This window comes from Achromobacter sp. ACRQX (assembly GCF_022346505.1).
GTDB lineage: Bacteria > Pseudomonadota > Gammaproteobacteria > Burkholderiales > Burkholderiaceae_B > Achromobacter > Achromobacter animicus.
Window position 1 is genome coordinate 52,645 of record NZ_JAKRML010000011.1, and the last position, 23,684, is coordinate 76,328.

Consider the following 23,684-nt stretch of genomic DNA (forward strand, 5'->3'; position numbering starts at 1 on the left):
GTGCTATCGTTGACAAATTCAAGAGAGAATCAGGCATGGCATTGCATCGTTTCGAAAAGGGCGAACTGGGACATTGGCTACGCGTCGTGGCCGACAACAACGAGCCCGGCGCGGTCCAGACCGAAGTGCCCGCGCACGTCGCCCAGGCGCTGGAAACCTTGCGCTGCATTGCATCCGGCGCCGATGGCCGCTGGGTCATCACCGACAAGGGCAGGCTCTCGCTGCGCATGGAAGAGCCGGGCGCCATCCATTTGCGCTAAGCCATTTGCGGTCTTCGCGGCGGTAAGACAATCGCCCGATTACGCAGTTCACCATATCCGTCATTTGAACAGCCGCAGGCAAAGTACTGCATGGTTGCGAATGTTTTCGCAGTATTTCGTGCTGGATGCCATCCCTACAGTGCGGCAAGGCATATCCTGAGACGGAATGTGGGAATTGACATCTTTCGGACGTATTCCACCCTGCGTCCGACCAGTAAGATGAACTTTGCGTGACGGATGCAGGTCTATTGTTTTGCGCGGGTAATTTTGTCCTGTCGCACGTCACGCGTGGTTCGCGCGTTTAGGTAACCGACTGGGAGGTAGCACATGCAGCATCGTGACCAGGAAGTACTGATCGACGTTTCCACAGCGGCCATGGATACCGGCGGATATGGCGTATTGCTGACGGTTACGGCTGAGGGCGGCACCGAAGTGGATGCCGCGTTTTCCCACTTGGGCAACTGCGCTTCGTTGGACGAAGCACGTGATCGCGCGGAAATCTTCGCGCAAAACTGGGTAGAGGAAAATATCTTCCGATAGGGCTTGCACCCTGGACGGAGCTGATCGGCACGACCGGTCTGTGTGTGCATGAGCACGTGGCGCATACCTTCGAGATGGCGACGACGATTTCGGTTATCGTTGCTGCTCCAAAACCTGGGGCCCTCGTCGGGTATGCGTCGTTCCAAGATGACTGCCGCACAGACCAATTCCTTTCTAGCGGATGATATCCGCGCGCTGCGGGCGCATTTTGATTCGGTCGTGTTGCCCATGTGGTTGGGCCGCGGTTTCAACGAAACGCTCGGCCTGCCTTACGAATCTCTGAATTCCGCCAACGGCGAACCGTTGCCAGCAACGCGTTATCGCGCGATGGCTTGTGCGCGCCAGTTGTATGTTTTTGCGCAGGCGCCGGGCGAGGCGGCCGCGCAGCATGCGGACCGGTTGTTCGAATCCCTGCGCCGCGTGTTCCAGGACGAGCACGGCGGTTGGCGATACAGCGTCGATGCAGCGGGTCAGCCGCTGGACGATACGCAGGACCTCTACACGCACGCGTTCATCGTGCTGGCCGCTTCCGCCTATTTCCGGCGTAGCCGCAACGCGCAGGCGCGCAAGCTGATGCTGGCCACGGCGCGCACGATCGAGGCGCGTTTCAAGACCACAGATTCGCTGTATCACGCGGCGCTCAGCGCGGACTTCGCACAGCCGCTGAAACCGCCGGCGCAAAATCCGATGATGCATCTGACCGAAGCCTATCTGGCGGCGGCGCAGGTTGCCGAACCCGCCTGGTTTGCGCAGCATCTGCGCGAACTTGCGCAAGGCATCAGCCAGTTCTTCGTGCATGCGCCGACGCAATGCGTATCAGAGGCGTTGCAGGGCAGTGCTGCAAACCGGCTGGAGCCCGGCCATCAATTCGAATGGCTGTCTCTCGTGCACGAATCGGCGCAGGTGTTCGAAGGTCTGGACCTTGTAGAGTCCCTGCCGCGCGCCGTGCAGTGGTCGCGTGATCATGGCGTCGATGCCGCGGGCGTGATCGCCTCGCTGGACGAGTCCGGCAAGGTTGCGGACGATACCCGCCGAATCTGGGCCCAGACGGAGTACCTCAGGGCGTTGGCGGTGATGGGCGATCTACCCGCGCTGCAACCGGCGCTGGCAAATTTCCGCAGCCGCTTCCTGCACCCCACAGGCTGGTACGAATGCCTGGATACAAACGGAAACGTGACGCGGCCCGATATGCCCTCCACATCCCCCTATCACCTGGCAACATGTTTGACGGCGTTACAAAACGTTGTTTGCTAATCACGTTAACAATTTAGTTCCCCCTATGAAGGCGATTTAATAGAAAGACATTGGTGAAATCCCTTACAATTTGCTAACACTGTTTGTGGGGAAGCATCAATGAGCGTTATGTGTTTGGCTTGCCAACGCATTAATCCAGGACTTGCAGGCGTAGCGCCGCATTCGCACCTGGGACATCAAGGATTTACCAACCCAACGCAGAAAGGCCGGGAGGAAAGCCGCGAAGACCACTTCCGCTGCCTGAATTGCGGCGCGAAATGGCTGCGCGAGACCGACAAATGGGGCGTGGACCTGGGCTTCAAGCTCGCGCCTTGATCGGATTTCACCGGCACTCGTACGACACGGGCCCCTTTATGGGGCCCGTTGCTTTTGGGGCGGAATTCGGCGTGCGGAAAAGTGAGGACGATAGCCGGCGCGGCGCGATGCGCGGGGCGTTCAGCAAGGGGCGCGTGCCGCCATGACATCGGGATCGCGGCTGGCGGTTTCCAGCAGCCATTGGCGGAAACAGGCGAGGGCGTAGTGATCGCGCCGCTGTGCGGGAGCGCACAGGTGATAACCGCGGTCGATGCGGATGACCAGTTCCGGAAAGGGCGCGGCGACCCGGCCCGCCTGCAGTTCGTCCCGGACCAGGCAGCGTTGCAGCACCGCGATGCCCATGTCGGCCATCACCGCGCGTATCAGGATCGATACCTGATCAAACCCGTTCGACAGCGCGACGCTGCCGCGCGCCACGCCAGCCGCGCTGAACCATTGCGACCAGTTTTCCTGGCCGTTGGTATGAAACAGCAGCGGCTCGCCGAGCAACCCCTGCGGCGTGCTCCACAGACCTTGGGCGTGACGTTTCGCCAGTCGCTCCGGATGGCAGATCACCACCATCTCGCGACCGATGACGTAGTCCGCGTGCCAGTTGGGCCACTGCGCCGGCGTGCCAGACAGGATGCTGGCATCCGGCGTGGCGCCGGAAAAGTCTTCGCTGCGGCGGTAAGCCGAAAAGCCGAGCTGGATGTCGGGGTGGCGCTGGTGGAAGTCCGGCAGGCGCGGCACAAGCCACGCGCTGGCTAACGTGGGAACAGAAGAAAGCGTCAAGCGCAGCCGCCGGTCGTCGGCGCGTAACTCCGTGCTGAGCGTTTCGATCGCCTGCAGCGGCGCCCGCGCGCCATCGTAGAGCTTGCGGCCGGTGTCGGTCAGCGTGAGGCCGTGCGCATTCCTGTGCATGAGAGGCTGGCCGAAGTGCGCCTCCAGGCGCGAGATGGCACGGCTGATGGCACCCTGCGTGACGCACAGCACTTGCGCAGCCTGAGTGAAGCTGCCCAGCCTGGCCGCCGTCACGAAGGCATGCAGCTCGGACATCGACGGCGAATGCAGACGCATCTAGCATGACCTTTGGTAATGAAGGAGTGCAATATAGTCGTTTGAAAGGGGATCGTAAAGTTTGGACACTGGCGGCCTTCAGAACAACAACCCAGGAGTCGCCTCATGTCCCGCCGTCTTTTTGGCCGGTCCGCGCGCTTTGCGCTCGCCGGCATGTTTGCCACGTTGTCCTTCTGCGGCGTCACGCATGCCGCCGACTATCCCGCGCGTCCGATCAAGCTGGTGGTGCCGTTCGCGGCGGGCGGTTCGACGGACATCGTGGCCCGCCTGGTGGCTGAGTACGCAGGGCGGGATCTGAAGCAGACCATCGTGGTGGAGAACAAGGCTGGCGCTGGCGGATCGCTGGGCATGGAACAGGTGGCGCGGTCGACACCGGACGGGTACACCATCGGCATGGCGACCATGAGCACGCACGGGTCCAATCCGGCCGTGTTCCGCAAGATGAACTATGACCCCGTCAAGGACTTCGTGCCGGTGGCCAATGTGCTGGCCGTGCCCAGCATCTTTGCGATCAATCCGAACATTCCGGCCAGGAACATGGCCGAATTCGTGGCGCTGTCCAAAGGCGCGCCCGAGCGCTACAGCTTCGCGTCGCCGGGCGTGGGCTCGCTGGGACACGTGAACATCGAGAATTTCATGATGCTGTCCGGCATCAAGTTGCTGCACGTGCCTTATCGGGGCGCGGGTCCGGCGTTGAACGACGTGATGGGCGGGCAAGTGGATGCGATCACGGACAATCTGTCGTCGACGTTGCCGCAGGTGCTGGGCGGCAAGCTGCGTCCGCTGGCCGTGCTAGGCGCCGAACGTTCGCCCTTGCTGCCCGACGTGCCCACGTATATCGAACTTGGCTATCCCGACATGGGCACGGGCGGCTGGTTTGGTCTGGTGGCGCCCGCCGGCACTCCGCAAGCGGTGGTGGAGCGTCTGAACAAGGCCGTTCGCGTGGCGATGGAAAACCCGGAATTCCGCAAGAAGGCCGAAGACGTGGGTGGTACGCTGATGCCCACGACGCCGCAAGAATTCCAGGTGCAGATCGACCAGGCTTTGGCCCGTTATGCAAAAGTGGCCAAGACCGCCAACATCCAGGCTGATTGACGATGACGACCGCCGACTTCCCCGCTGTTTCCGTTCATGAACCCATCGGGCCCGCGTTGCCGTTGGTCTGTGATTCGCCGCATAGCGGCGAGCGTTATCCCGACGATTTCGGGGCCTCGGCCACGCTGGCGCAATTGCGCCAGGGCGAGGACACGCACGTGGACGCGTTGTGGTCGGCGGCGCCCGCACTGGGCGCCACGCTGGTGGCTGCCAATTTTCCGCGCGTCTACATCGACCCGAATCGCACGTTGCAGGATCTGGATCCGGAACTGCTGGCCGAGCCCTGGCCCGAGCCGCTGGATCCCGGCGAGAAGACGCGGTTGGGCAAGGGCCTGATCTGGCGGCGCATGGACAAGGCCACGCCGATCTATGACCGCAAGCTGACGCTGGCGCAGGTGCGCCATCGGATCCAGGCGTACTACGAGCCTTATCACGCGGCGCTGGCCAAGGCGATCCGGCACGTCGAGGAACGTTTTGGCGCCGTGTGGCACCTCAATCTGCATTCGATGCCGAACGATGCCTACGAACGGCTTGGACGTCACAGCGAGCATCCCCTTGCGGACTTCGTGCTGGGCGATCGGGACGGCACGACGTGCGAGCCGGAGTTCATTGCATTGATTGAGACGGCGCTGCGCGACAAAGGCTATACCGTGGCGCGCAACGATCCGTACAAGGGCGTGCAACTCATCGCGCAGATCGGCCAGCCAGCGTTGAACCGGCACAGCCTGCAAGTCGAGATCCGGCGTCCGCTTTACATGGACGAGGCGACGCGCGAACGCAATGCCGGCTTCGATTTGCTGCGCGCCGATCTGTCGCACGTGCTGGAACAGGTGGCGGCCTTCGTACGGGTACGCGCACAGGCGATCGCGTCGACAAAATAGAGTCGCTTGCATAACGGCGCGCGGACCGGCATTTTGCGGACGTGGCGCCCTTAAGTTTCCTTGCCGCAGGCCGTTGTGCAACGTGTCGGTGCGCTTGCATGAATGCGCTCAAGGAAACCGCAATGTCCGAGAAAATCATCAATGGATTTTCAGTGGTCGCGTATGCGACCCAGCCCGAGGGGCGCATCCCGCCGCGTGCGTTTCTGGAGACGCGGCGTCTGCCTGTAAAAGCCGCCGCGCCTGCGAACACTTCCGTAACTGCGACGACCGCCGAAGACGCGGATCCCACCGCGGAGCAGGCTGCGCCGGAACCCGAAAGCCTGGCGTTCGAGATTTTCGTGAGCCGGCGTTTTCGCAGCACGATCGAAGCGATGTCGGCTGCACGCAACGCGCTGGACCGCGTGAAATCCGTTGATGCGGACGGCGTTCCGGAGCCGTTGCCGGAGTAGCTGCACGGGGCGTTTCTCGCGTCGTTGCACGAGCCAATTTGCACGCGCCGGGAGCCCGCTCCCATATTGTTATCCCGACTTTGTATTTGTCTAACGCCTGAGCCCAGGCCGATGATGCCCCCTGGCAATCGTCGCCATTCTGGGTCTCTCAAAAGGAAGGTTGATGAATACGAAAGTCCATTCGGGCGCCGCTTCGGCGCACGGGATTTCTCGCCGCGCGCTGTTGCGCGCGGCCGGTGCTGCGGGCTTGGCCGCGCCGCTGGGCATGCTGGGCTCGCGCGTGCTGGCGGCCAATGCCGCGCCGCGCACGTTCAAGATCGCGTGGAGCCAGACCGCGGTGTGCCAGTCGCCGGTGTCGGTGGCGCTGGAGCGCGGCTTCTTCGATAAATACAACCTCAAGGTCGAACGCATCAATTTCAGCGGGTCCACGGACCAGTTGCTGGAAGCGATCGCGACGGGTCACGCCGATGGCGGCATCGGCATGGCGCTGCGCTGGCTCAAGCCGCTGGAGCAGGGCTTTGACGTGAAGCTGGCGGTGGGCACGCACGGCGGCTGCATGCGGTTGCTGACGGCAGAGGATTCGCCCATCAAGTCCGTGAACGATCTGAAGGGACGCCGCGTGGCCGTGTCCGATCAGGCCAGCCCCGTGAAGAATTTCTTTGCGATCCGCGTGGCGCAACTGGGGATTGATCCGGAGTCGGTGGATTGGCGCCAGTATCCGCAGGACCTGTTTGGCGAGGTGCTGAGAAAGGGCGAGGTCGATGCGATCGCGGGCGATGATCCGCTGATCTACACGCTGCGCGAGGACAATAAGCTGCGCGAGATCGCCACCAACATCGAGGGAGATTACGAGAACCGCACCTGCTGCGTGCTGGGCCTGCGCGGGGACCTGGTCCGCAAGGATCCCGAGTCGGCGGCGGCGATCACGCGTGCGGTGATCGATGCGCAGCGCTGGACGGCGTCGAATCCCGACGAGACTGCGCGCATCTTTGCAACCTACGTGCCCGGCAAGGTGCCGCCCGAGCGCGTGGCCGCGATCCTGCGCAGCCACAGTCACGGCCACGCCTCGACCGGCGCGGCACTGCGCGAGGAGATCGTGGGATACGCCAAGGACCTGAAGACCATCAAGGTCCTGAGCGCCAGCCTGGACATCAACAAGTATGCGCAAGCGGTGGTGCCCAATGTCCTCGGCTGATGCGTTGACGGTGGGGGCCGCGGGCCATGCGCCCGGCGCGGTTGGTTGGCGGCTATGGAAGACGGGCGTGGCCGCCGCGGCGCTGTGGGGGGCCGTGGGCGGCATCACGCTCGCGTGGCCCAACGTGGAAGTCGGCTTCACGTCGTGGGGATACACGCGCGAGTTCGGCGTGGCGGCCCTGGCGCTGGCCATCTTGCTGCTGCTGGCGGCTGTGTCGGGGGCGGAGCGGCTGCGGCCGATCCGTGCGCTGCATCGGGCCGGGCCGTGGCTGCTGGCGCTGGCGGTGGCGGTGGGCGCATGGGAGGTCGCGACGGCTAAGCTTGCACTGCTGCCCAGCCCGTTCTTCGCGCCGCCACAGTCGCTAATCGAGGTCTATGTGTCGGACTACAAGCGCCTGGCCGACAGCCTCGTCAATTCGCTGTGGCTGCTGGCGAACGGCTTCGTGCTGGGCGCGGCGGCCGGGTTTCTGACCGGAGTCGCGATCGGCTGGTCGCGCGGGCTGGGGTACTGGGTGCATCCGGTGCTGCGGTTTCTGGGACCCGTGCCGTCGACGGCGCTGCTGCCGATGGCGTTCTTCTTCTTTCCCTCCAGCTGGTCCGCAGCGGTGTTCCTGATCGCGCTGGCGACGTGGTTTCCAGTGACCGTGCTGACGTGGTCGGGCGTGGCGGGCGTGAACCGCGCGTACTACGATGTGGCGCGCACGATGGGCGCCAATGAATGGTTCCTGGTGCTGCGTGTGGCGATTCCGGCCGCCTTGCCGCAGGTGTTTGTGGGCCTCTTCATGGGGCTGGGCGCGTCGTTCTCGGTGCTGGTGGCGGCCGAGATGATGGGTGTGAAATCGGGATTGGGATGGTATCTGTCGTGGGCGCAGGGCTGGGCCTCGTACGCCAACATGTACGGGGCGCTGATCGTGATGGCGTTGGTGTTTTCCGGGCTGATCACGTTGCTGTTCCTGGGCCGTGACCGTCTGCTGGCCTGGCAGAAGGGAGTCGTGAAATGGTAGCGACTGTAACGGCGCACGCCAGCGCCCAATCTGCCGGCGCGCGCGGGGCCGCGCTGGCGGTGCGCGGCGTGAATCATCATTTCGATCTGGATGGCGCGGCGCTGCCCGTCCTTGACGACATCGACCTGGAGGTCAAACCCGGCGAGTTCGTCGCGTTGCTGGGGCCCAGCGGGTGCGGCAAGTCGACGCTGCTGCGGCTGGTGGCCGGGCTGGAATCGCCCGCGCAAGGCGATCTGCTGGCCGACGGCGCGGCGATTGAAGGCCCGTCGCCGTCGCGCATCGTTGTCTTTCAGGATCCGACGCTGTACCCGTGGCGCACGGTCTGGAACAACGTGGCGCTGGGGCTGCAGGCGCGGGGCCTGTTGAAGACGCAGCGGCACCGCGTGGACGATGCCTTGCAACGCGTGGGGCTGACGGCGTTCAGCCAGGCCTATCCGCATCAGCTCTCGGGCGGCATGGCGCAGCGCGCGGCGCTGGCGCGCGCGCTGGTCAACGATCCGCGCATCCTGATCCTGGACGAGCCTCTGGGCAAGCTGGACTCGCTGACGCGCATCGCCATGCAGTCGGAGCTGGTGGAGCTGTGGCAGCGCACGGGCTTTACCGCCTTGCTGGTCACGCACGACGTCGAGGAGGCCTTGTTCATGGCGTCGCGCATCGTGGTGCTGAGCGAACGGCCCGCGCGCATCAAGGACGAGATCGTCAATGACCTGCCATACCCGCGCCATCGTGGCGATCCGCGGTTGGCGGCGTTGCGGCATCGCGCGCTGGCGCTCTTGGGGCTGGATGCGACGTGGTGAACGCGGCGGGGCTTGCCTTGGCTGCCGCAGGGGCGGGCGGTGCATTGATGGCGTGGTCGGCGGTGGCGGGCAATGCGGGAGCGGCGGGGCGAGGTGCGGAACGAAGCCTGCCGTGGGTCGCGGCGGGGGCGCTCGCGGCGTGCGCCGTGCTGCTGGCGTTGGCATGGCAAGCGGTGCCGGGCCTGCCCGGATTGCTGGGATCTCGTGTGGGGCATCTGGCGCTGGGGCTGACGGCCCTCCTGCTCGTGGCCAGCCTGGCCGCGGCATGGCTGCACAGCCGCGCGGGGGAGGTGGCAGCCGCCGCCAGACCGGCGTGGCGGCGCGGCGTCGCGGCGGCGCTGGGCGCACTGGGGCTGTTGGTCTTGCTGCTTGCTCTGTCGATCTGGCGCCAGCCTGCGGACGCGCTGGCGCTGGTGTCGTGGCCGTTTGCGTGGCGGTATGACCCGGCCCTGCCCGTCAGTCCGTATACGTGGAACCGGCTGTGGCTGGCGCTGGCGCAGAGTGCGGTGGCATTGGGTCTATTGGTGGCCGCCGTGTTTGTGCGGCGATGGCGGCTTGCGCTGCTGGCGGTTGCCGCTGCGCTGGTGCTGGCGACGAGCTGGCCCCAGCCGCGCCTGCTGCTGACCGAGGCGCGGGACACTTCTTATCAACGTTCGCCGCTGGCGTTTTCGGACACGAACGTGCTGCAAGGCGGCCGGCTGTATGCGCAGCATTGCGCGTCGTGCCACGGCGCGGCGGCGGACGGACGTGGGCCGCTGGCGGCCGGTCTGCCGGTGTGGCCGAGCGTTCTGGGCGCCGCGCTGTTCGACAACCGGCTGGAAGGCGAGCTGTATTGGCGGCTGGCCCACGGCGGACACGCGTCCGCCGGACGCACCATGCCTGGCCCGGACGCCGCGCTGCGGCCGGACGAGATATGGCAGGTGCTGGACTTCCTGCGCCTGCACGCCTACGGGACGAGCGGCGGGGCAGGCATGCCGGCAATCCCCGCGCCAGGGGTGGCGCTGACCTGCAGGGATGGCCGCGCGAGCCGGCTCACCGGCCTGCGCGGATTGCCCGTGCGCGTCGTGGCGCACGCGGCAGGCGCGCCGGCTGAACCGCAGGATCCGCGCCTGTTGACGGTGGCGCTGACGCGCGGCCGTGCGGGCGCATCGGATGCCGATTGCGTGGCGGCGGATCCCGCGGCGTGGGACGCCTATGCCTTGGCCGCCGGCGTGCCGCCGGACGACCTGGCGGGCGCGCAGTTCCTGGTGGACCGCCGCGGCTGGCTGCGGGCGCGCCTGCTGCCGCATGCCGCGCCGGCGTGGACCAGCGCCGACGACGTCTGCGGGCCGGGCGGGCGCATGGAGGCCAGCAACGCGCGCGGCCTGGGCGAGATTCTGCTGGCGATGGACCGTGCACCCATTGCCATGACCGACCTGCGGCGCAACTGAATGCCGCGCGTCCTTCGCACGTTTTTCTTCCAAGCGAGGTCTGCAAGATGAGTACGTTGAACGAGTATCTGGACCAGAAGCGCGCCGCCGTATTGCTGCGCAACGGGCGCGACCCGAAGACCGTCGAGCCGGTGAAGCTGCGTGCACACGTCAGCGCGGAAGGGCGCAGCGGCGTGCGGCGCATCCGCATTCGCGATCATCAGGTGGTGAGCGACAGCCCGGCCGATTTTGCGGGCTACGACCTGGGGCCGAGTTCGCCCGAGCTGCTGCTGGGGTCGCTGGGCAGTTGCCTGACCCACATCTTTCTCATCAAGGCGGCGGAGCTGGAACTGCCGCTGGAATCGCTGGAGGTGACGATTGAAGGCGACCTGGACCCGCGCGGCGGCAAGCCGGGCTATGAAGCGGTGCCATTTTTTCCGCACAACATCCGCTATACCGCGCACATCGTGTCGCCGGCGGACGAGCACGCGGTTCGCGCCGTGCACGAGGCGGTGGAGGCGTGGTGCCCGATCCTGAACCTGCTCAAGCAGCCGCAGGCGCTGCACGGCAGCGTCGAGCACACGCGGTCGGCACCGCAATAAGGGTCGGTCAGGTCAGGGTGCTGCGCATCAGGATCTCGGTCAGCGCGCGCGTGGGTTTGCCGGGCGACGGGGCTGAGATGACGATGAATTCCACGGGCGGCAGCGTGGGCAGGTTGGCGGCGCCCGCGGGCGCCGACAGGCCTGCGGTGGACAGGTGCGAGGGCTGCACGGTGATGCCCAGTCCCGCGCGGGCTGCTGCCTGGCAGCCCGCGTAACTGGTGCTGGTGCAGACGATCTGCCAGCTCCGGCCTGCGCGGGCCAACGCGTCAAGCGCCAGCGTGCGCGTCACGCTGGGCTCGCGCAACAGGATCAACGGAAGGGGCTCGTCGGGATCCACGCGCAGACCTTCCTTCGCGCGCCACAGCAGCGCCTCCTTGTGCAACGTCTGGCCGCGCCGGTCGCCGCGCCTGCGCTTGCCGATCATCACGTCCAGGCGGTTGTCGTCCAGCAGCTTGTAGAGGTCGGTGGTGACACCGATGGTCAGGTCCAGCTCGACTTCGGGATGCGCCAGGCGAAACGCCGCCAGCACATCGGGCAGGGGACCCATCGCCAGATCGTCGGAAGTGCCCAGCCGGATCCGTCCGCGCAGGCGGGGCGCATCGAAGAGGCGCTCGGCCTTTTCATGCGCGGCCAGGATGATCTCGGCATGCACGAGCAGGCTGCGGCCGTCGCTGGTCAGTGCGAGTGAGTGGGTGTCGCGCTGGAACAGGCGGCGATTCACGGCCTGTTCGAGTTGGCGGATGTGCTCGCTGACGGTGGGCTGGGTCAGGCCCAGCCGGCGCGCGGCTTCGGTGAAGCTGGGCGCGCCTGCGGCGGCGGCGAAGGTCTTGAGCCAGAGCGGGTTCAGCATGGGCGGGATGCGGTCATAGGGATTTCAAATGACAGTTAAAGTACCCAGTGGCCTTCACGATGGCAAGGGCCGCGCCTATAGTGGGCGCAACTTTCTGAACACGCCTTTGCCATGCGCCGCTTCCTGCCAGACCAATTCACCCTCATCCTGATCGCCACGGTGGCGTTCGCCAGCTTCTTCCCGGCCGTGGGCAAGGGCGCGACGTTCATGATGGTGGCGAGCAACGTGGCGATCTCGCTGCTGTTCTTCCTGCATGGCGCGCGGCTGTCCACGGATGCCATCGTGTCCGGCGTGAAGGACGTGCGCCTGCATGGGCTGATCCTGGCCTGCACCTTCTTGCTGTTTCCCGCGCTGGGTCTGGGCCTGCGCGCGTTGTTTCCCGGGTTGCTGACGCCGTCGCTGTGGATCGGCGTACTGTTCGTCTGCACGCTGTCGTCCACGGTGCAGTCGTCGATTGCCTTCACGTCGATGGCGCGCGGCAACGTACCGGGTGCGATCTGCGCGGCGACGGCCTCCAATCTGCTGGGCACCGTGCTGACGCCGCTGCTGGTGGCGGTGCTGCTGCATCGGCAGGGCGGCGGGCATGGCCTGGCCGACGCTGGCCGCATCCTGCTGCAGCTGCTGCTGCCGTTCGCGGTGGGCAGCCTGCTGCGGCCGTGGATCGGGGCGTGGGCGCTGCGTAATAGCCGCACGCTGTCCAAGGTGGATCGCAGCTCGATCCTGCTGGCGGTCTATACCGCGTTCAGCGAAGCGGTCGCCCAGGGCATCTGGCATGCTTTCCCGGCCATCGACCTTGCCACGATGGTGCTGGTGAATGCCTTGTTGCTGGGATCCGTGCTGTTGATCACGACGTGGGGCAGCCGCAAGCTGGGGCTGAGCAAGGAGAACGAGATCACGCTGGTGTTCTGCGGATCGAAGAAGTCGCTGGCGTCCGGAATTCCGCTTGCGACCGTGCTGTTCGGCACGTCGCAGATGGGCGTGGTGGTGTTGCCGCTGATGATCTTTCACCAGATGCAGCTCATGGTCTGCGCGGTGCTGGCGCGGCGTTATGCCGAGCGGGCGGAGCCGGTGCAGGCGGTGGCGGCGCGGGCGTAAAGCTGGGCGCAAATCGGGGCGCAATCCCGGGCGAAAAGCCGGGCGCGATTCCGAACCATTGCGCCGCCCCGAAATCGATCAGGCGGCCGCGTCCGCAGGAAGGATCTTGCCCGCCGGCTGCCAGTAGACGCTGCCGTCGCGCTCGGACACGTCCAGCGCGGTCAGGCGGCCATTTCGACAGGGGCCGCCCACGCACAGGCCCGTGTCCGGCTGGTAGGTGGCGCCGTGGCGGGCGCACATGATGAGGTCGCCGGCGCGGGTGAAGAAGCTGCCTTCCCAGTCCAGTTCGACGCCGACGTGGGCGCAGCGGTTCAGGTAGCCATGCACCCGGTCCTGGTAGCGCACGAAGAAGGCGGTGGTGCGGCCCGCGCCATCGGTCACGGGCACCTTCACGCCGAGGCCGCCGTTGACCAGATCGCCGGCGGCGCAGACGCGGACTTCAGGGAGGGTGGGGGAATCCTGCATGGGAGGCCTGGCAATCAAAGGGTGCGATGTTCGGACAGGGGGCGCGGCTTGTCAATCCGCCGGCGCCGCCCGGGCGCTTTCCTGCTGGCGGGCCCACATGCCGGCGTAGATGCCGGCCTGGGCCAGCAACTGCGGATGGCGGCCGCGTTCGACGATGCGGCCATCGGCCAGCACGATGATCTCGTCCGCGTCCGCCACCGTGGACAGGCGGTGCGCGATGATCAGCGTACTACGGCCCTGGCTGACTTCGCGCAGGTTGGCCTGGATCTCGCGTTCCGTGTGGGTGTCCAGCGCGCTGGTGGCCTCGTCGAACAGGAATATGGCCGGATTCTTGAGGATGGTGCGGGCAATCGCCACGCGCTGCTTTTCGCCGCCCGACAGCTTCAGGCCGCGTTCGCCCACCATCGTGCCGTAGCCGTCCGGCATGGTCAGGATCAGGTCGTGGATGTGAGCAAGGCGCGCGGCGGCCTCGATTTCAGCGTCCGTGGCGCCCGGCCGGCCGTAGCCGATGTTGTAGCGGATGGTGTCGTTGAACAGCACCGTGTCCTGCGGCACCACGCCGATGGCCGCGCGCACGCTGGCCTGCGTGACGTCGCGCACGTCCTGGCCGTCGATCAGGATGGCGCCGCTGTCGGTGTCATAAAAGCGGAACAGCAGCCGCGCGATGGTGGATTTTCCTGCGCCGGAGGTGCCCACCACGGCCACCGTCTTGCCGGCGGGAATCGAGAAGCTGACACCTTTCAGGATGGCGCGGCGCGGGTCATAGCCGAAGTGCACGTCGCGGAACTCCACCGCGCCGCCCGATACCTGCAGCGGCGCGGCGCCGGGACGGTCCGCCACTTCGCGATCCTGGCCCAGCAGCTCGAACATGCGCTCCATGTCGATCAGCGCCTGCTTGATCTCGCGGTAGATGAAGCCGAAGAAGCTGAGCGGCGTGTAGAGCTGCAAGAGATACGTGTTGACCAGCACGAAATCGCCCAGCGTGTAGCGGCCCTCGGCGATGCCGTTGGCCGCCATCCACATCACCAGCGTCAGTCCCGTGGAAATGATGAGGGCCTGGCCGACGTTCAGGATCGACAGGCTGACCTGGCTGCGCACGGCGGCGCGTTCGTAGCGGGTGAGCGAGGCGTCGTAGCGCCGGGCCTCGTGTTCTTCGTTGCCGAAATACTTGACGGTCTCGTAGTTCAGCAGGCTCTCGATGGCCTTGGTGTTGGCCTCGGAGTCGGTTTCGTTCATCTGGCGCCGGAACTTGGCGCGCCATTCCGTCACGGCAAGCGTGTAGGCCATGTACAGCACGACGGTGGCGCCAGTGGCCAGCGCCAGCCAGCCGTCGAACATCTTCCACAGCACGATGCAGACCAGGCTGATCTCGAAGAACGTGGGCAGGATGTTGAACAGCAGGAACGACAGCAGTGTCTGGATGCCCTTGGTGCCGCGTTCGATGGCGCGGTTCAGCCCGCCGGTCTGACGCGCCAGGTGAAAGCGCAGCGCCAGACCGTGCAGGTGGCGGAAGATCTGCAGGCCGACCGAGCGGATCGCATGTTGGCCGACGCGCGCGAAGATGGCATCGCGCAGTTCCGAGAACAGCAGCGACAGCACGCGGGCGGTGCCGTAGGCGAGGATCAGGCCGAGCGGCACCGTCACCGTGCCGGGCGCGCCCTTGCCCAGTTCGTCGACCGCCTGCTTGTACAGCAGCGGCACGTAGACGGTTGCGGCCTTGGCGGCGAACAGGCACAGCAGCGCCGCCACGACGCGGACCTTCAGGCCGGTCTTGCCGGGCGGCCACAGGTAGGGAAACAGCGTGCGAAGCGTGGCAAGTCCGCCGCCCTTGCCGGGCCGCGTTTCAGGAGAATTCATGATCGGGATGCTGGGTTTGGGGCCGCCTCCGACCGGGGAGTTAGGCCGTTTGCAGGGCATTATGAGGCACCAGCGGTACTATTTGAGGGATAACCCCTGGTACGGAAGCACCAGCATCGGGGGATTGAAGGCTGTATTGCGACACGGGCGCAGCACGTCGGGCCCGTTTCTTTCTCTTCCAACCGGGGGTCCGGCCGGCTGCTCCCCTGGTTGCGCGACCGGGCGCGTTTTCGCCGCGCCTGGGTCGCGTCGCTTGCTACGGAGGGTCTTATGGCGAAGGTACCCGCAGTGAAATTGAACGACGGAGGCAAGATTCCGCAGTTGGGCTTGGGAGTCTGGCAGGTGCCGGACGATCAGGCAGCCTCCAGCGTGAAGGAAGCGCTGGCGGCAGGTTACCGGTCGGTGGACACGGCGGCGATCTACGGCAACGAGGCAGGCGTGGGCGCGGGCCTGCGGTCGGCCGGCGTGGCGCGCAAGGACCTGTTCATCACCACCAAGCTCTGGAACGACAAGCACGGCTACGACGACGCGCACAAGGCGATGGACGAAAGCCTGGAGAAGCTGGGGCTGGCGTACGTGGACCTGTACCTCATCCACTGGCCGGTCGCGGGCAGCGAGAAGTTCCTGGACGCCTGGCGCGCCATGATCGAGATGAAGGAAGACGGCCGCGCGCGCGCGATCGGCGTGTCGAACTTCACGCAAGCCAATCTGGAACGCCTGATCGACGCGTCCGGCGTCACCCCCGCCGTCAACCAGATCGAGCTGCATCCGGGGTTCACGCAGAATGCGCTGCGGGCCTTTCATGCGCGGCATGGCATCGTGACCGAGTCCTGGAGTCCGCTGGCACAAGGCAACATCACGAAGGAAAAGGTGATCCTGGACCTGGCGCAAAAGCACGGCAAGTCGCCCGCGCAGGTGACGCTGCGCTGGCATCTTCAGCACAACCTGGTCGTGATACCGAAGTCCGTCACGCCGGCGCGCATCCGCGAGAACATCGACGTGTTCGACTTCGAGCTGTCGGCGGCGGACATGGCGGCCATCGACGGCATCAAGGAAGGTCCGCGCCTGGGCCCGGATCCCGAGAAGTTCGCGTAGGGGAGACGCAGCCCCGGCGGGTGGCGCGCGGCGAGCGGGACCGCGCAGCCGGCCGGGGTAACTGTCCGGCCTTGATCGGCGGGGCCGTCATTGGCCGAGCCGCGATAGACGGGGCCGCCATCGGCCGGGCGACGGTCTGCGCGACTGCCGTCCGCCCAACCTGTTCGGCTAGTGCTTGAGCGGGAACACCCAGTACCGCACGATGACCACGAGCAGGATGCTCAGCGCGGTCCAGGACGCCCAATGCCAGGCGCCGGTGCCCAGCAGGGCCGCCAGCAAGCCAAAGATGCTGAGCACGCCCAGCAGGATCGGCACGCCCCACACGAACAGGAAGCCCCGGCTGCCTTTACTCGTTGAGCGGCTCATGCGGGCGTCCTTTGCGGGGTGGCAGCCTGGTGTTTCTTGATGAGTTCGTTGATGCGCGCTTCGGTGGCGCGGCGCCGGGCCAGCCACAGGTACAGTCCGCTCACCAGCACGACGATGGTGACGATATCCAGCAGCGCCCAGATGATCTTGAGTGGCAGGCCGCCGTAGTCGCCGAAGTGCAGCGGCCGCGAAACTTCCAGCGCGGTCAGATACCACGGCATTTTCGCCACGGTCGTCAGCGCACCGGTCCGCCCGTCGATCAGCACGGGCGTGTTCAGCTTGGACGTCAGGGGCGAGTCGCCACGCATCCACGCAATGAAGTGCTGCGGGCTGCCGAAGGCGTTGCCGGGGAAGGAGATGAACGACACTTCATTACCCGGCATGGCCTTGCGCGCGGTGTCGGCCACCAACTGCGCCGACGCGAGCTGCGTGGGGATGGGCTGACCCTTGTAGGGTTCCAGCACGCGCGGCAGTTCGGTGGATTGCCACAGACGGAAGAGCGGCGTGGACAGTTCGTTGATGACGCCGGTCAAGCCCACCACCAGCGCCCACACCAGCGTCACGATGCCCAGCAGGTTGTGCAGGTCCAGCCATTTCAGGCGCGTCGAGCGCGTGGCGCGCACGGTGCCGAATTCCAGCTTCTTCATGAAGGGGCCGTACAGCACGACGCCGGACACGATGGCCACGCAGAACAGCAGGCCCATGAATCCCAGGAACAGCTCGCCGGTCAGGCCCGCGAACAGGTCCACGTGCAGCGCCAGCATGATGCCCATGAACGAAAACTTGTCTTCGGTATAAAGCGGGCCATCGAGCAGCACATCGCCCGTGCGGGCATCCATGCGGATCGCGTGGCCCGAGGCCAGTCCGTCGCCGGGCATCTTCGCCATGCCGACGAAGACCTGCGGCTCGTCCGGGTCGAACGACAGGTAGTCGACGACTTCGTTCGGGTACATGGCTCGCGCGTTGGCCACGAGCTTGTCGAGGTTGGCGGGCGGGGTGTCCGCAGGCACCGCAGACAAGGGCTTGCCGTCGTCGAGCCAATGCTCGATCTCGTGATGAAACACGAGCGGCAAACCGGTCAGACAGATGATGAGCAGGAAGATCGTGCAAACCAGGCTGGTCCACTTGTGGACGAGATACCAGGTTTTGATGGTGGACGCGGCGGTCATGGCGACGGCGGGAAGCGGCTTGGCGCCACTCCTTTTCAGGGCAGTACGGGAAAGGAGAAAACATTATCACGAACAAGTTCGATTCTCGTAACGCTATTTGACCCTTTCGGTAACGAGGCTGGCCGTGGGGACGGACCAAAGCGGGTTAAAAAGAAGGGTCAGATTTTTCCTTGCGGTATTCCCGAATCATCATGGAGCAGCGTTTTCTCAAGGTTCCGCGCAACGAATCCGGCCGCGATTTTGCGGTAGGCGATGTGCATGGACATTTTTCGCGCCTGCAACAGGCGCTGGATGAATTGGGGTTCGACCCCACCCGCGACCGGCTTTTTTCCGTGGGCGATCTGGTTGACCGTGGACCCGAGAACGAGGCTGCGCTGGACTGGCTGGCCAAGCCCTGGTTCTACGCGGTGCAAGGCAATCACGAGGACTACGCGATTCGGCACGTGCGCACCGGCAAGGTGGATGTGACGAACTGGCGCGGTTATGGCGGTGGCTGGTTTCTGGATCTGCCCGCCGAGCGGCAGCAGGTGTTTGCCGAAGCCTTTACCCAGCTGCCGATTGCCATCGAAGTGGAAACGTCGTCGGGCGCGGTCGGACTGCTGCATGCCGACTGCCCGGTGTTGTTCTGGCCCCGGCTGGAGTCCGCGTTGCAGGACCGCTACAAGCGCACCAGCGCGGCGTGCCAGTGGTCGCGCGACCGTCTGCGCCAGATGGACCGAACCGGCATTCTGGGCGTGCGGGCGGTGGTGGCGGGGCACACCCCGGTGGCGTCGCCGCTCGCGCTGGGCAACGTGTATCACATCGATACCGAAGGCTGGAACGGCGGCTATTTCACGTTCCTGAATCTTGAATCCCTGCAGGCGTGGCCCCGCGAGGTCGTGACCGAGGCCGCGGCCGCCGAGTAGGACGGAACAAAGCAAAACGGGCGCCGAGGCGCCCGTTTTTGCGAGATGCGCAGCTTTTACAGCGGCCGGGCGGTCACAGCGCCGGGGGCGGTCACGGCGCTGGCGCTTACGCCGGCCGAATCGGCTGGCGCGGCTGCGGCAGGGACGGCTGGCGTCTGCACGCCGCCCGCAGCGGGCATGGCCTGCGCCTGCGAAACGGGGGCGGCGTCCGCACGGGGCACGGGGATCGGCATCAGCGGCGGCTGGATCGGACTGCCATCGGGAGCCGCGGCGCCGCCGGGAGGCAGCGGCTTGACCGAGGTGTCGACGCCGTCGGTCGAGCGGTTGTTGTTCAGGAAGTCGGTCAGCGCGTCGCCGGAAGACAGGTCCAGCGAGGCCACCGCCTGGCCCGGCGGGAATTCGGAGAAATAGTATTCGCCGTTGTCCACCAGCAGGCCGTCGGGTCGCGGCGCCGGCTTGGCTTGCGGCACGTCCTTCAGGACGGGCTGCATGTAGTCCAGCCAGGTGGAGAGCGCCAGGCCGCTGCCGAACTCGTTGGTGCCGAGCGACTTGGGCTGGTCAAAGCCCATCCAGACGGTGGTGGCCAGCGTCTGCGTGAAGCCCGAGAACCAGACGTCGACGGCGTCGTTCGTGGTGCCGGTCTTGCCGCCGATGTCGTTGCGCTTGAGCACCTGATGCGCACGGGCGGCGGTGCCGTTGACCGTGACATCGCGCAGGATGTCGTCCATGACCCAGGCGGTGCGCGGGTCGATGGCGCGCGCCTGCGCGTCGCCGGCCACGACGGGCTGCGTCTTCATCAGCACGTTGCCGGAACGGTCCGTGACGTGGTCGATGAGGTAGGGCGTGACGCGGTAGCCGCCGTTGGCAAACACGCTGTAGCCATTGACGACCTGCAGCGGCGTGGCGCCACCCGCGCCCAGCGCAAGCGGCAACACGGCCGGCCAGCGTGATTTATCGAAGCCGAAGCGCGTCAGGTAGTCCTGTGCGTACTGCGGTGAAATCGCCTGCAGGATGCGGATCGACACCATGTTCTTGGAGCGCATCAACCCCTGGCGCAGGGTCAGCATGGGTTCGTACTTGTTGCCGTCGTTCTTGGGCTGCCAGGCCTTGGAACCGGTCTGTTCGGCCGTCAGCATGAAGGGCTGATCGGAGATCTGCGTGGCGGGCGTCAGGCCCCGTTCCAGCGCAGCCGCATAGACGAACGGCTTGATGTTCGAGCCCGGCTGGCGCCATGCCTGCGTGACGCGGTTGAAGTGGCCGCGGTTGAAGTCGAAGCCGCCGATCATGGCGCGGATGGCGCCATCCTGCGGCACCATCGACACCAGCGCAGCCTGCAGCGCCGGCATGTTGATGATTTCCCAGTTGTCGCCGTTCTTGTGGATGTAGACCACCGAACCGCGCCGGATGCGCTGGGTGTCGCTGGCCTTGGGATTGAGCGCGCGGGCGACGACCGCCAGGGCCTTCTTGTCCGAAATGGTGATGATGTCGCGGCCGCTGCGCGCCACGGTGACTTCGGTGGGGCTGGCGGCCAGCACGACGGCGGCAAGCAGGTCTTCGCTGTCGGGCGACTTTTCCTGCACGCCGTCCAGGATTTCGTCGAGCGCCTGGGGGTCCTGTTCCACACCGTCGGGCAGTTCGACCTGGTCTTCCGGGCCCGGGTAGACGGCGCGGCGGGTGTAGTCGATGATGCCGTCGCGCACGGCGCGGTAAGCCGCTTCCTGCGCCTTGGAATCGATCGTGGTGTAGACGTCGATGCCCGACGAGTAGGTGTTCTCCTGGAACACGCCATACATCAGCTGGCGGGCCAGTTCTGCCGGATAGTCGCCGTGCACCGCAAAGCCGCGCGTGCTGCTGCCGTCCGCGCCGCGGATCGTGATGCGCTGTTGCAGGGCTTCGTCGGTCTGCTCCGGCGTCAGGTAGCCCAGCGTCTTCATGCGGCCCAGCACGTAATGCTGGCGGATCTCGGCGCGCGGGTAATTGGTGATCGGATTGAAACGCGAGGGCGCCTTCGGAATGCCGGCCAGCATGGCGGCTTCGGCGGGCGTGACTTCGGACAGCGGCTTGCCCAGATACGTGCGCGAGGCGGCGGCGAAACCATAGGCGCGATGGCCCAGGTAGATCTGGTTCATGTAGAGCTCGAGGATCTGGTCCTTGGTGAGCTCGGATTCGATCTTGAACGTCAGCAGCAGTTCATAGAACTTGCGCGAATACGTCTTTTCCGACGACAGATAGAAATTGCGCGCGACCTGCATGGTGATCGTGCTGCCGCCCTGGGACTTGGAACCCTTGACGATGTTGGTCAGCACGGCGCGCGCGACGCCCATCCAGTCGACGCCGCCGTGGCTGTAGAAACGGTCGTCCTCGGCCGCCAGAACGGCCTGCCGCATTACCGGAGGGATTTCGTCGAAACGCAGCACGTTGCGGTGCTCTTCGCCGTATTCGCCGATGAGCACCTTGTCCGCGGTGTAGATGCGCAGGGGCACGCGTGGCCGGTAATCGGTCATCGCGTGCAGGTCGGGCAGGCTGGGCCACGCCAGGGCCAGTGCGAGGCCAAGCACGACGGCGCCGCACACGGCTGCGCCGGCGGCGGCGATGCCCGCTTTGACCAGGAGAGGTTTCCAGGGGAGGCCCGATTTGCCGCCCGGGTTGGCGGAGGATTGCTGGGGATTGCTCATTGCAGGCGATTCTAGGGCAGAACGCTATAGACCGCCCAGGGCGCAATAAGGTTTCGGTAACGAAATCTGCCCATGTGAGCGGATATTCAGCTTTAGTTCAGGTTGGCGAGGCCCCGGGGACGGATTGCAGATAACGCTGGGGCGGGGCGCCGAGTGCCCGATGAAACATGGCGGAGAAGGCGCTGGCGCTGCGGTAACCGAGGTCCGCCGCAATGCGCGCCACCGGCACGCCCATCGACAGCCGGCACACCGCATCAGCCAGCCGCACCTGCTGCACCCACTGTCTGTAATTCAGTCCTAGTTCGGATTGAAACAATCGGATCAGCGTGCGCGCACTGGCGCCGACTTCGCTTCCCCAGTCCTCGATGCCGCGTTGCAGGCCGGGCTGGTCCAGAATGGCCGCGCAGATGGCTTGCAGGCGCCGGTCGCGCGGCCACGGGATCTGAATGGGCACGATGCGCGCGGCGGCCAGCTCAGCCAGGATCAACCCCGCGATCTGCTCGACCCGTCCCCCGAGCGGGTAGTCGATGGGCTCGGCCGTCAACGCCAGAATCAATTCCCGCAGCAGGCCGCTGACCTCGATCACCTGGCACTCGGGCCAGTAGTCCCGGGCCGCGTCGGCCTGAATGTAAAGGGAACGCATCGAGACCGTGCCAACCATGTCGACGCCGTGCGGCACGCCCGCCGGCACCCATAGCGCGCGCAGCGGCGGCAAGGCCCAGAAGCCGCTGGGCGTGGTGACGCGCATCACGCCTTCGACGGCATAGATGAGCTGGGCGCGCGGATGCGTATGGGGACCGGTCTGCGCGCCGGGGGAAAATTCCTTGGCCATCGCCGTGACGACGCGCGGACGATGCTGGTAGTCCTGCGCGTTGATGCTGCGGGCGGGATCGGGGGGAGGGCGGACGACCATGGTGTCACTTCCGACAAAAGGATGAGGAGGCGCCCGGAAGCGCATGGCGCCTATTCTGCCATTGGGTTGGCATAGCGGTTGTCACTTTCTCGACGAAAAATGGCAGATCACGCCGGCGCCGGATTTCTACACTGATGTCTGGTTCCGGCGTGTGGCCGGCTTGTCCATTTTCTTCGTGCGACTCATGAACTCCGCCCAGAATCCCGCTGCCGGCCTGTCTGCCTCAACCTCTGCCGCACCCGCCGTTGCGGGATCGCCCGCCGCCTCCGATCCCTCCACCGCCTTCAAGGTGCTGGGCGCGATCAGCGTGGCGCATCTGATGAACGACATGATCCAGTCGATCCTGCTCGCCATCTATCCCATGCTCAAGGACTCGTTCAGCCTGACGTTCACGCAGATCGGGCTGATCACGCTGGTCTACCAGCTTGCCGCGTCGCTGCTTCAGCCATTCATCGGTTTCTATACCGACCGGAACCCCAAGCCGTACTCGCTGCCCGTGGGCATGGGCTTCACGCTGGTGGGCCTGTTGATGCTGTCGATGGCGCCGTCGTTTGGCTGGCTGCTGGTGGCGGCAGTGTTGGTGGGCACGGGCTCGTCGGTGTTCCACCCGGAATCGTCGCGCGTGGCGCGCATGGCGTCGGGCGGGCGGCACGGGCTGGCGCAGTCGCTGTTCCAGGTGGGCGGCAATGTGGGGTCGGCGCTGGGGCCGCTGTTGGCCGCGCTGTTCATCATTCCGCACGGGCAGGGCAGCGTGGCGTGGTTCTCGCTGGCGGCGCTGTTCGGCATCGTGGTGCTGATGTGGATCGGGCGCTGGTATGGCGCCAACCGCGTGCTGCTCAAACCGCGTGCGCGGCGCGAGGGTGCGGGCAACGGGTTGACGCGCAATCAGGTGCTGGGCGCGTTGGGCGTGCTGGGCGTCCTGGTGTTCTCGAAGTATTTCTATCTGGCCAGCCTGAACAGCTATTTCACCTTCTACCTGATCGACAAGTTCGCGCTGTCGGTGCGCGAGGCGCAGCTGTATCTCTTCCTGTTCCTGGCCGCCGTGGCGGTGGGCACCGTGGTGGGCGGACCGGTCGGCGACCGAATCGGCCGCAAGATCGTGATCTGGGTGTCGATCCTGGGCGTGGCGCCTTTCACGCTGATGCTGCCGCACGCCAATCTCTTCTGGACGGGCGTGCTCGTCGTCATCATCGGCGTGGTGCTGGCGTCGGCCTTCTCCGCGATCGTGGTCTATGCCCAGGAGCTGGTTCCGGGCAAGGTGGGCATGATCGCGGGCCTGTTCTTCGGCTTTGCCTTCGGCATGGGCGGCCTGGGCGCTGCGGTGCTGGGCAGGGTGGCCGATGCCACCAGCATCGGCTACGTCTATCAGTTGTGTGCGTATCTGCCGCTGCTGGGCGTGGTGGCGATTCTGTTGCCGAAGATGCGGCGGGTGTAGGCC

Annotated in this window: 24 protein-coding genes; 16 read left to right on the forward strand and 8 right to left on the reverse strand. The window is 65.8% G+C overall.

Going from position 1 to position 23,684, the window contains the following annotated elements:
• The first annotated feature begins 35 nt into the window (after positions 1 to 35).
• From MHZ91_RS12460 to MHZ91_RS28355, 4 genes are all read left to right on the forward strand, one after another.
• The gene (locus MHZ91_RS12460; protein WP_175124037.1) at positions 36 to 260 is read left to right on the forward strand and encodes a hypothetical protein; all 225 of its coding nucleotides are present in this window, start codon (positions 36 to 38) and stop codon (positions 258 to 260) included.
• Positions 261 to 587: 327 nt separating this feature from the next.
• Positions 588 to 800, forward strand: a complete 213-nt coding sequence (locus MHZ91_RS12465; RefSeq protein WP_006218759.1) for a hypothetical protein — start codon at positions 588 to 590, stop codon at positions 798 to 800.
• Between the two features lie 147 nt (positions 801 to 947).
• On the forward strand, positions 948 to 2,054 hold the full coding sequence (locus MHZ91_RS12470) for an AGE family epimerase/isomerase (protein ID WP_239213964.1): 1,107 nt from the start codon (positions 948 to 950) through the stop codon (positions 2,052 to 2,054).
• Positions 2,055 to 2,153: 99 nt separating this feature from the next.
• On the forward strand, positions 2,154 to 2,369 hold the full coding sequence (locus MHZ91_RS28355; RefSeq protein ID WP_006388022.1) for a hypothetical protein: 216 nt from the start codon (positions 2,154 to 2,156) through the stop codon (positions 2,367 to 2,369).
• A 120-nt stretch (positions 2,370 to 2,489) separates the two neighbouring features.
• Here MHZ91_RS28355 and MHZ91_RS12475 read toward each other — a convergent pair whose 3' ends face one another.
• Positions 2,490 to 3,425 carry a LysR substrate-binding domain-containing protein gene (locus tag MHZ91_RS12475; protein WP_218343360.1) on the reverse strand — a complete coding sequence of 312 codons (936 nt, stop codon included), beginning with the start codon at positions 3,423 to 3,425 and terminating at the stop codon, positions 2,490 to 2,492.
• A gap of 105 nt (positions 3,426 to 3,530) precedes the next feature.
• Here MHZ91_RS12475 and MHZ91_RS12480 point away from each other — a divergent pair, with 105 nt between their 5' ends.
• The 8 genes from MHZ91_RS12480 to MHZ91_RS12515 all read left to right on the forward strand — a co-directional run bounded on the left by MHZ91_RS12480 (position 3,531) and on the right by MHZ91_RS12515 (position 10,856).
• Positions 3,531 to 4,520, forward strand: a complete 990-nt coding sequence (locus MHZ91_RS12480; protein ID WP_218343361.1) for a tripartite tricarboxylate transporter substrate binding protein — start codon at positions 3,531 to 3,533, stop codon at positions 4,518 to 4,520.
• A gap of 2 nt (positions 4,521 to 4,522) precedes the next feature.
• Positions 4,523 to 5,401 (forward strand): N-formylglutamate amidohydrolase, encoded by an 879-nt coding sequence (locus MHZ91_RS12485; RefSeq protein WP_175124040.1) that lies wholly within the window; start codon positions 4,523 to 4,525, stop codon positions 5,399 to 5,401.
• 122 nt (positions 5,402 to 5,523) lie between these two features.
• A complete protein-coding gene (locus MHZ91_RS12490; RefSeq protein WP_175138530.1) occupies positions 5,524 to 5,850 on the forward strand; it encodes a hypothetical protein in 327 nt (108 codons plus the stop codon).
• Positions 5,851 to 6,013: 163 nt separating this feature from the next.
• Complete coding sequence (locus MHZ91_RS12495; protein ID WP_239213830.1) at positions 6,014 to 7,045, forward strand: ABC transporter substrate-binding protein; 1,032 nt, start codon at positions 6,014 to 6,016, stop codon at positions 7,043 to 7,045.
• Positions 7,032 to 8,048, forward strand: a complete 1,017-nt coding sequence (locus MHZ91_RS12500) for an ABC transporter permease (protein WP_175138528.1) — start codon at positions 7,032 to 7,034, stop codon at positions 8,046 to 8,048. Before MHZ91_RS12495 ends, MHZ91_RS12500 begins: the two co-directional genes overlap by 14 nt.
• Complete coding sequence (locus MHZ91_RS12505; RefSeq protein WP_239213833.1) at positions 8,042 to 8,845, forward strand: ABC transporter ATP-binding protein; 804 nt, start codon at positions 8,042 to 8,044, stop codon at positions 8,843 to 8,845. Before MHZ91_RS12500 ends, MHZ91_RS12505 begins: the two co-directional genes overlap by 7 nt.
• Positions 8,846 to 8,862: 17 nt before the next feature.
• Positions 8,863 to 10,275 carry a cytochrome c gene (locus MHZ91_RS12510; RefSeq protein WP_239213836.1) on the forward strand — a complete coding sequence of 471 codons (1,413 nt, stop codon included), beginning with the start codon at positions 8,863 to 8,865 and terminating at the stop codon, positions 10,273 to 10,275.
• A gap of 47 nt (positions 10,276 to 10,322) precedes the next feature.
• Positions 10,323 to 10,856 carry an OsmC family protein gene (locus MHZ91_RS12515; RefSeq protein ID WP_239213839.1) on the forward strand — a complete coding sequence of 178 codons (534 nt, stop codon included), beginning with the start codon at positions 10,323 to 10,325 and terminating at the stop codon, positions 10,854 to 10,856.
• A gap of 7 nt (positions 10,857 to 10,863) precedes the next feature.
• On the opposite strand, the gene MHZ91_RS12520 is transcribed toward MHZ91_RS12515, so the two are convergent.
• A complete protein-coding gene (locus MHZ91_RS12520) occupies positions 10,864 to 11,706 on the reverse strand; it encodes a LysR substrate-binding domain-containing protein (protein WP_175124042.1) in 843 nt (280 codons plus the stop codon).
• Positions 11,707 to 11,817: 111 nt separating this feature from the next.
• Between MHZ91_RS12520 and MHZ91_RS12525 the strand changes: the two genes are divergently transcribed.
• Positions 11,818 to 12,801: a bile acid:sodium symporter family protein gene (locus tag MHZ91_RS12525; protein WP_239213842.1), complete on the forward strand. Its 984-nt coding sequence runs from the start codon at positions 11,818 to 11,820 to the stop codon at positions 12,799 to 12,801.
• Positions 12,802 to 12,879: 78 nt separating this feature from the next.
• Here the strand turns inward: MHZ91_RS12525 and MHZ91_RS12530 are convergent, their stop codons facing one another.
• Together MHZ91_RS12530 and MHZ91_RS12535 are read right to left on the reverse strand one after the other, a co-directional pair.
• Positions 12,880 to 13,266: a Rieske 2Fe-2S domain-containing protein gene (locus MHZ91_RS12530; protein ID WP_175124044.1), complete on the reverse strand. Its 387-nt coding sequence runs from the start codon at positions 13,264 to 13,266 to the stop codon at positions 12,880 to 12,882.
• A 51-nt stretch (positions 13,267 to 13,317) separates the two neighbouring features.
• A complete protein-coding gene (locus tag MHZ91_RS12535; RefSeq protein WP_218343363.1) occupies positions 13,318 to 15,123 on the reverse strand; it encodes an ABC transporter ATP-binding protein/permease in 1,806 nt (601 codons plus the stop codon).
• A gap of 270 nt (positions 15,124 to 15,393) precedes the next feature.
• Between MHZ91_RS12535 and MHZ91_RS12540 the strand changes: the two genes are divergently transcribed.
• Complete coding sequence (locus MHZ91_RS12540; protein WP_175185026.1) at positions 15,394 to 16,218, forward strand: aldo/keto reductase; 825 nt, start codon at positions 15,394 to 15,396, stop codon at positions 16,216 to 16,218.
• Between the two features lie 168 nt (positions 16,219 to 16,386).
• Here the strand turns inward: MHZ91_RS12540 and MHZ91_RS12545 are convergent, their stop codons facing one another.
• Positions 16,387 to 16,584 (reverse strand): hypothetical protein, encoded by a 198-nt coding sequence (locus MHZ91_RS12545; RefSeq protein WP_175124047.1) that lies wholly within the window; start codon positions 16,582 to 16,584, stop codon positions 16,387 to 16,389.
• Positions 16,581 to 17,753: a PepSY domain-containing protein gene (locus tag MHZ91_RS12550; RefSeq protein ID WP_239213845.1), complete on the reverse strand. Its 1,173-nt coding sequence runs from the start codon at positions 17,751 to 17,753 to the stop codon at positions 16,581 to 16,583. The genes MHZ91_RS12545 and MHZ91_RS12550 overlap by 4 nt, the downstream gene beginning before the upstream one ends.
• Before the next feature lie 191 nt (positions 17,754 to 17,944).
• Here MHZ91_RS12550 and MHZ91_RS12555 point away from each other — a divergent pair, with 191 nt between their 5' ends.
• The gene (locus MHZ91_RS12555) at positions 17,945 to 18,658 is read left to right on the forward strand and encodes a metallophosphoesterase (RefSeq protein WP_175124049.1); all 714 of its coding nucleotides are present in this window, start codon (positions 17,945 to 17,947) and stop codon (positions 18,656 to 18,658) included.
• 56 nt (positions 18,659 to 18,714) lie between these two features.
• Here MHZ91_RS12555 and MHZ91_RS12560 read toward each other — a convergent pair whose 3' ends face one another.
• Both MHZ91_RS12560 and MHZ91_RS12565 read right to left on the reverse strand, forming a co-directional pair.
• A complete protein-coding gene (locus MHZ91_RS12560) occupies positions 18,715 to 21,333 on the reverse strand; it encodes a penicillin-binding protein 1A (protein WP_239213848.1) in 2,619 nt (872 codons plus the stop codon).
• 97 nt (positions 21,334 to 21,430) lie between these two features.
• Positions 21,431 to 22,246, reverse strand: a complete 816-nt coding sequence (locus tag MHZ91_RS12565) for a helix-turn-helix domain-containing protein (protein ID WP_239213851.1) — start codon at positions 22,244 to 22,246, stop codon at positions 21,431 to 21,433.
• A gap of 184 nt (positions 22,247 to 22,430) precedes the next feature.
• On the opposite strand from MHZ91_RS12565, the gene MHZ91_RS12570 reads away from it, so the two are divergent.
• Positions 22,431 to 23,681 (forward strand): MFS transporter, encoded by a 1,251-nt coding sequence (locus MHZ91_RS12570; RefSeq protein WP_239213854.1) that lies wholly within the window; start codon positions 22,431 to 22,433, stop codon positions 23,679 to 23,681.
• The last annotated feature ends 3 nt before the right edge of the window (positions 23,682 to 23,684 follow it).

Excerpts from the sequence above, each read along its gene's own strand:
- MHZ91_RS12505 (WP_239213833.1), top strand. The coding sequence starts at position 8,042 with ATGGTAGCGACTGTAACGGCGCACGCCAGCGCCCAATCTGCCGGCGCG.
- MHZ91_RS12560 (WP_239213848.1), bottom strand. The coding sequence starts at position 21,333 with ATGAGCAATCCCCAGCAATCCTCCGCCAACCCGGGCGGCAAATCGGGC.
- MHZ91_RS12550 (WP_239213845.1), bottom strand. The coding sequence starts at position 17,753 with ATGACCGCCGCGTCCACCATCAAAACCTGGTATCTCGTCCACAAGTGG.
- MHZ91_RS12480 (WP_218343361.1), top strand. The coding sequence starts at position 3,531 with ATGTCCCGCCGTCTTTTTGGCCGGTCCGCGCGCTTTGCGCTCGCCGGC.
- MHZ91_RS12530 (WP_175124044.1), bottom strand. The coding sequence starts at position 13,266 with ATGCAGGATTCCCCCACCCTCCCTGAAGTCCGCGTCTGCGCCGCCGGC.
- MHZ91_RS12535 (WP_218343363.1), bottom strand. The coding sequence starts at position 15,123 with ATGAATTCTCCTGAAACGCGGCCCGGCAAGGGCGGCGGACTTGCCACG.
- MHZ91_RS12555 (WP_175124049.1), top strand. The coding sequence starts at position 17,945 with ATGGAGCAGCGTTTTCTCAAGGTTCCGCGCAACGAATCCGGCCGCGAT.
- MHZ91_RS12540 (WP_175185026.1), top strand. The coding sequence starts at position 15,394 with ATGGCGAAGGTACCCGCAGTGAAATTGAACGACGGAGGCAAGATTCCG.
- MHZ91_RS12525 (WP_239213842.1), top strand. The coding sequence starts at position 11,818 with ATGCGCCGCTTCCTGCCAGACCAATTCACCCTCATCCTGATCGCCACG.
- MHZ91_RS12475 (WP_218343360.1), bottom strand. The coding sequence starts at position 3,425 with ATGCGTCTGCATTCGCCGTCGATGTCCGAGCTGCATGCCTTCGTGACG.
- MHZ91_RS12515 (WP_239213839.1), top strand. The coding sequence starts at position 10,323 with ATGAGTACGTTGAACGAGTATCTGGACCAGAAGCGCGCCGCCGTATTG.
- MHZ91_RS12570 (WP_239213854.1), top strand. The coding sequence starts at position 22,431 with ATGAACTCCGCCCAGAATCCCGCTGCCGGCCTGTCTGCCTCAACCTCT.
- MHZ91_RS12460 (WP_175124037.1), top strand. The coding sequence starts at position 36 with ATGGCATTGCATCGTTTCGAAAAGGGCGAACTGGGACATTGGCTACGC.
- MHZ91_RS12495 (WP_239213830.1), top strand. The coding sequence starts at position 6,014 with ATGAATACGAAAGTCCATTCGGGCGCCGCTTCGGCGCACGGGATTTCT.
- MHZ91_RS12500 (WP_175138528.1), top strand. The coding sequence starts at position 7,032 with ATGTCCTCGGCTGATGCGTTGACGGTGGGGGCCGCGGGCCATGCGCCC.
- MHZ91_RS12490 (WP_175138530.1), top strand. The coding sequence starts at position 5,524 with ATGTCCGAGAAAATCATCAATGGATTTTCAGTGGTCGCGTATGCGACC.
- MHZ91_RS12485 (WP_175124040.1), top strand. The coding sequence starts at position 4,523 with ATGACGACCGCCGACTTCCCCGCTGTTTCCGTTCATGAACCCATCGGG.
- MHZ91_RS12470 (WP_239213964.1), top strand. The coding sequence starts at position 948 with ATGACTGCCGCACAGACCAATTCCTTTCTAGCGGATGATATCCGCGCG.
- MHZ91_RS12565 (WP_239213851.1), bottom strand. The coding sequence starts at position 22,246 with ATGGTCGTCCGCCCTCCCCCCGATCCCGCCCGCAGCATCAACGCGCAG.
- MHZ91_RS28355 (WP_006388022.1), top strand. The coding sequence starts at position 2,154 with ATGAGCGTTATGTGTTTGGCTTGCCAACGCATTAATCCAGGACTTGCA.
- MHZ91_RS12520 (WP_175124042.1), bottom strand. The coding sequence starts at position 11,706 with ATGCTGAACCCGCTCTGGCTCAAGACCTTCGCCGCCGCCGCAGGCGCG.
- MHZ91_RS12465 (WP_006218759.1), top strand. The coding sequence starts at position 588 with ATGCAGCATCGTGACCAGGAAGTACTGATCGACGTTTCCACAGCGGCC.
- MHZ91_RS12545 (WP_175124047.1), bottom strand. The coding sequence starts at position 16,584 with ATGAGCCGCTCAACGAGTAAAGGCAGCCGGGGCTTCCTGTTCGTGTGG.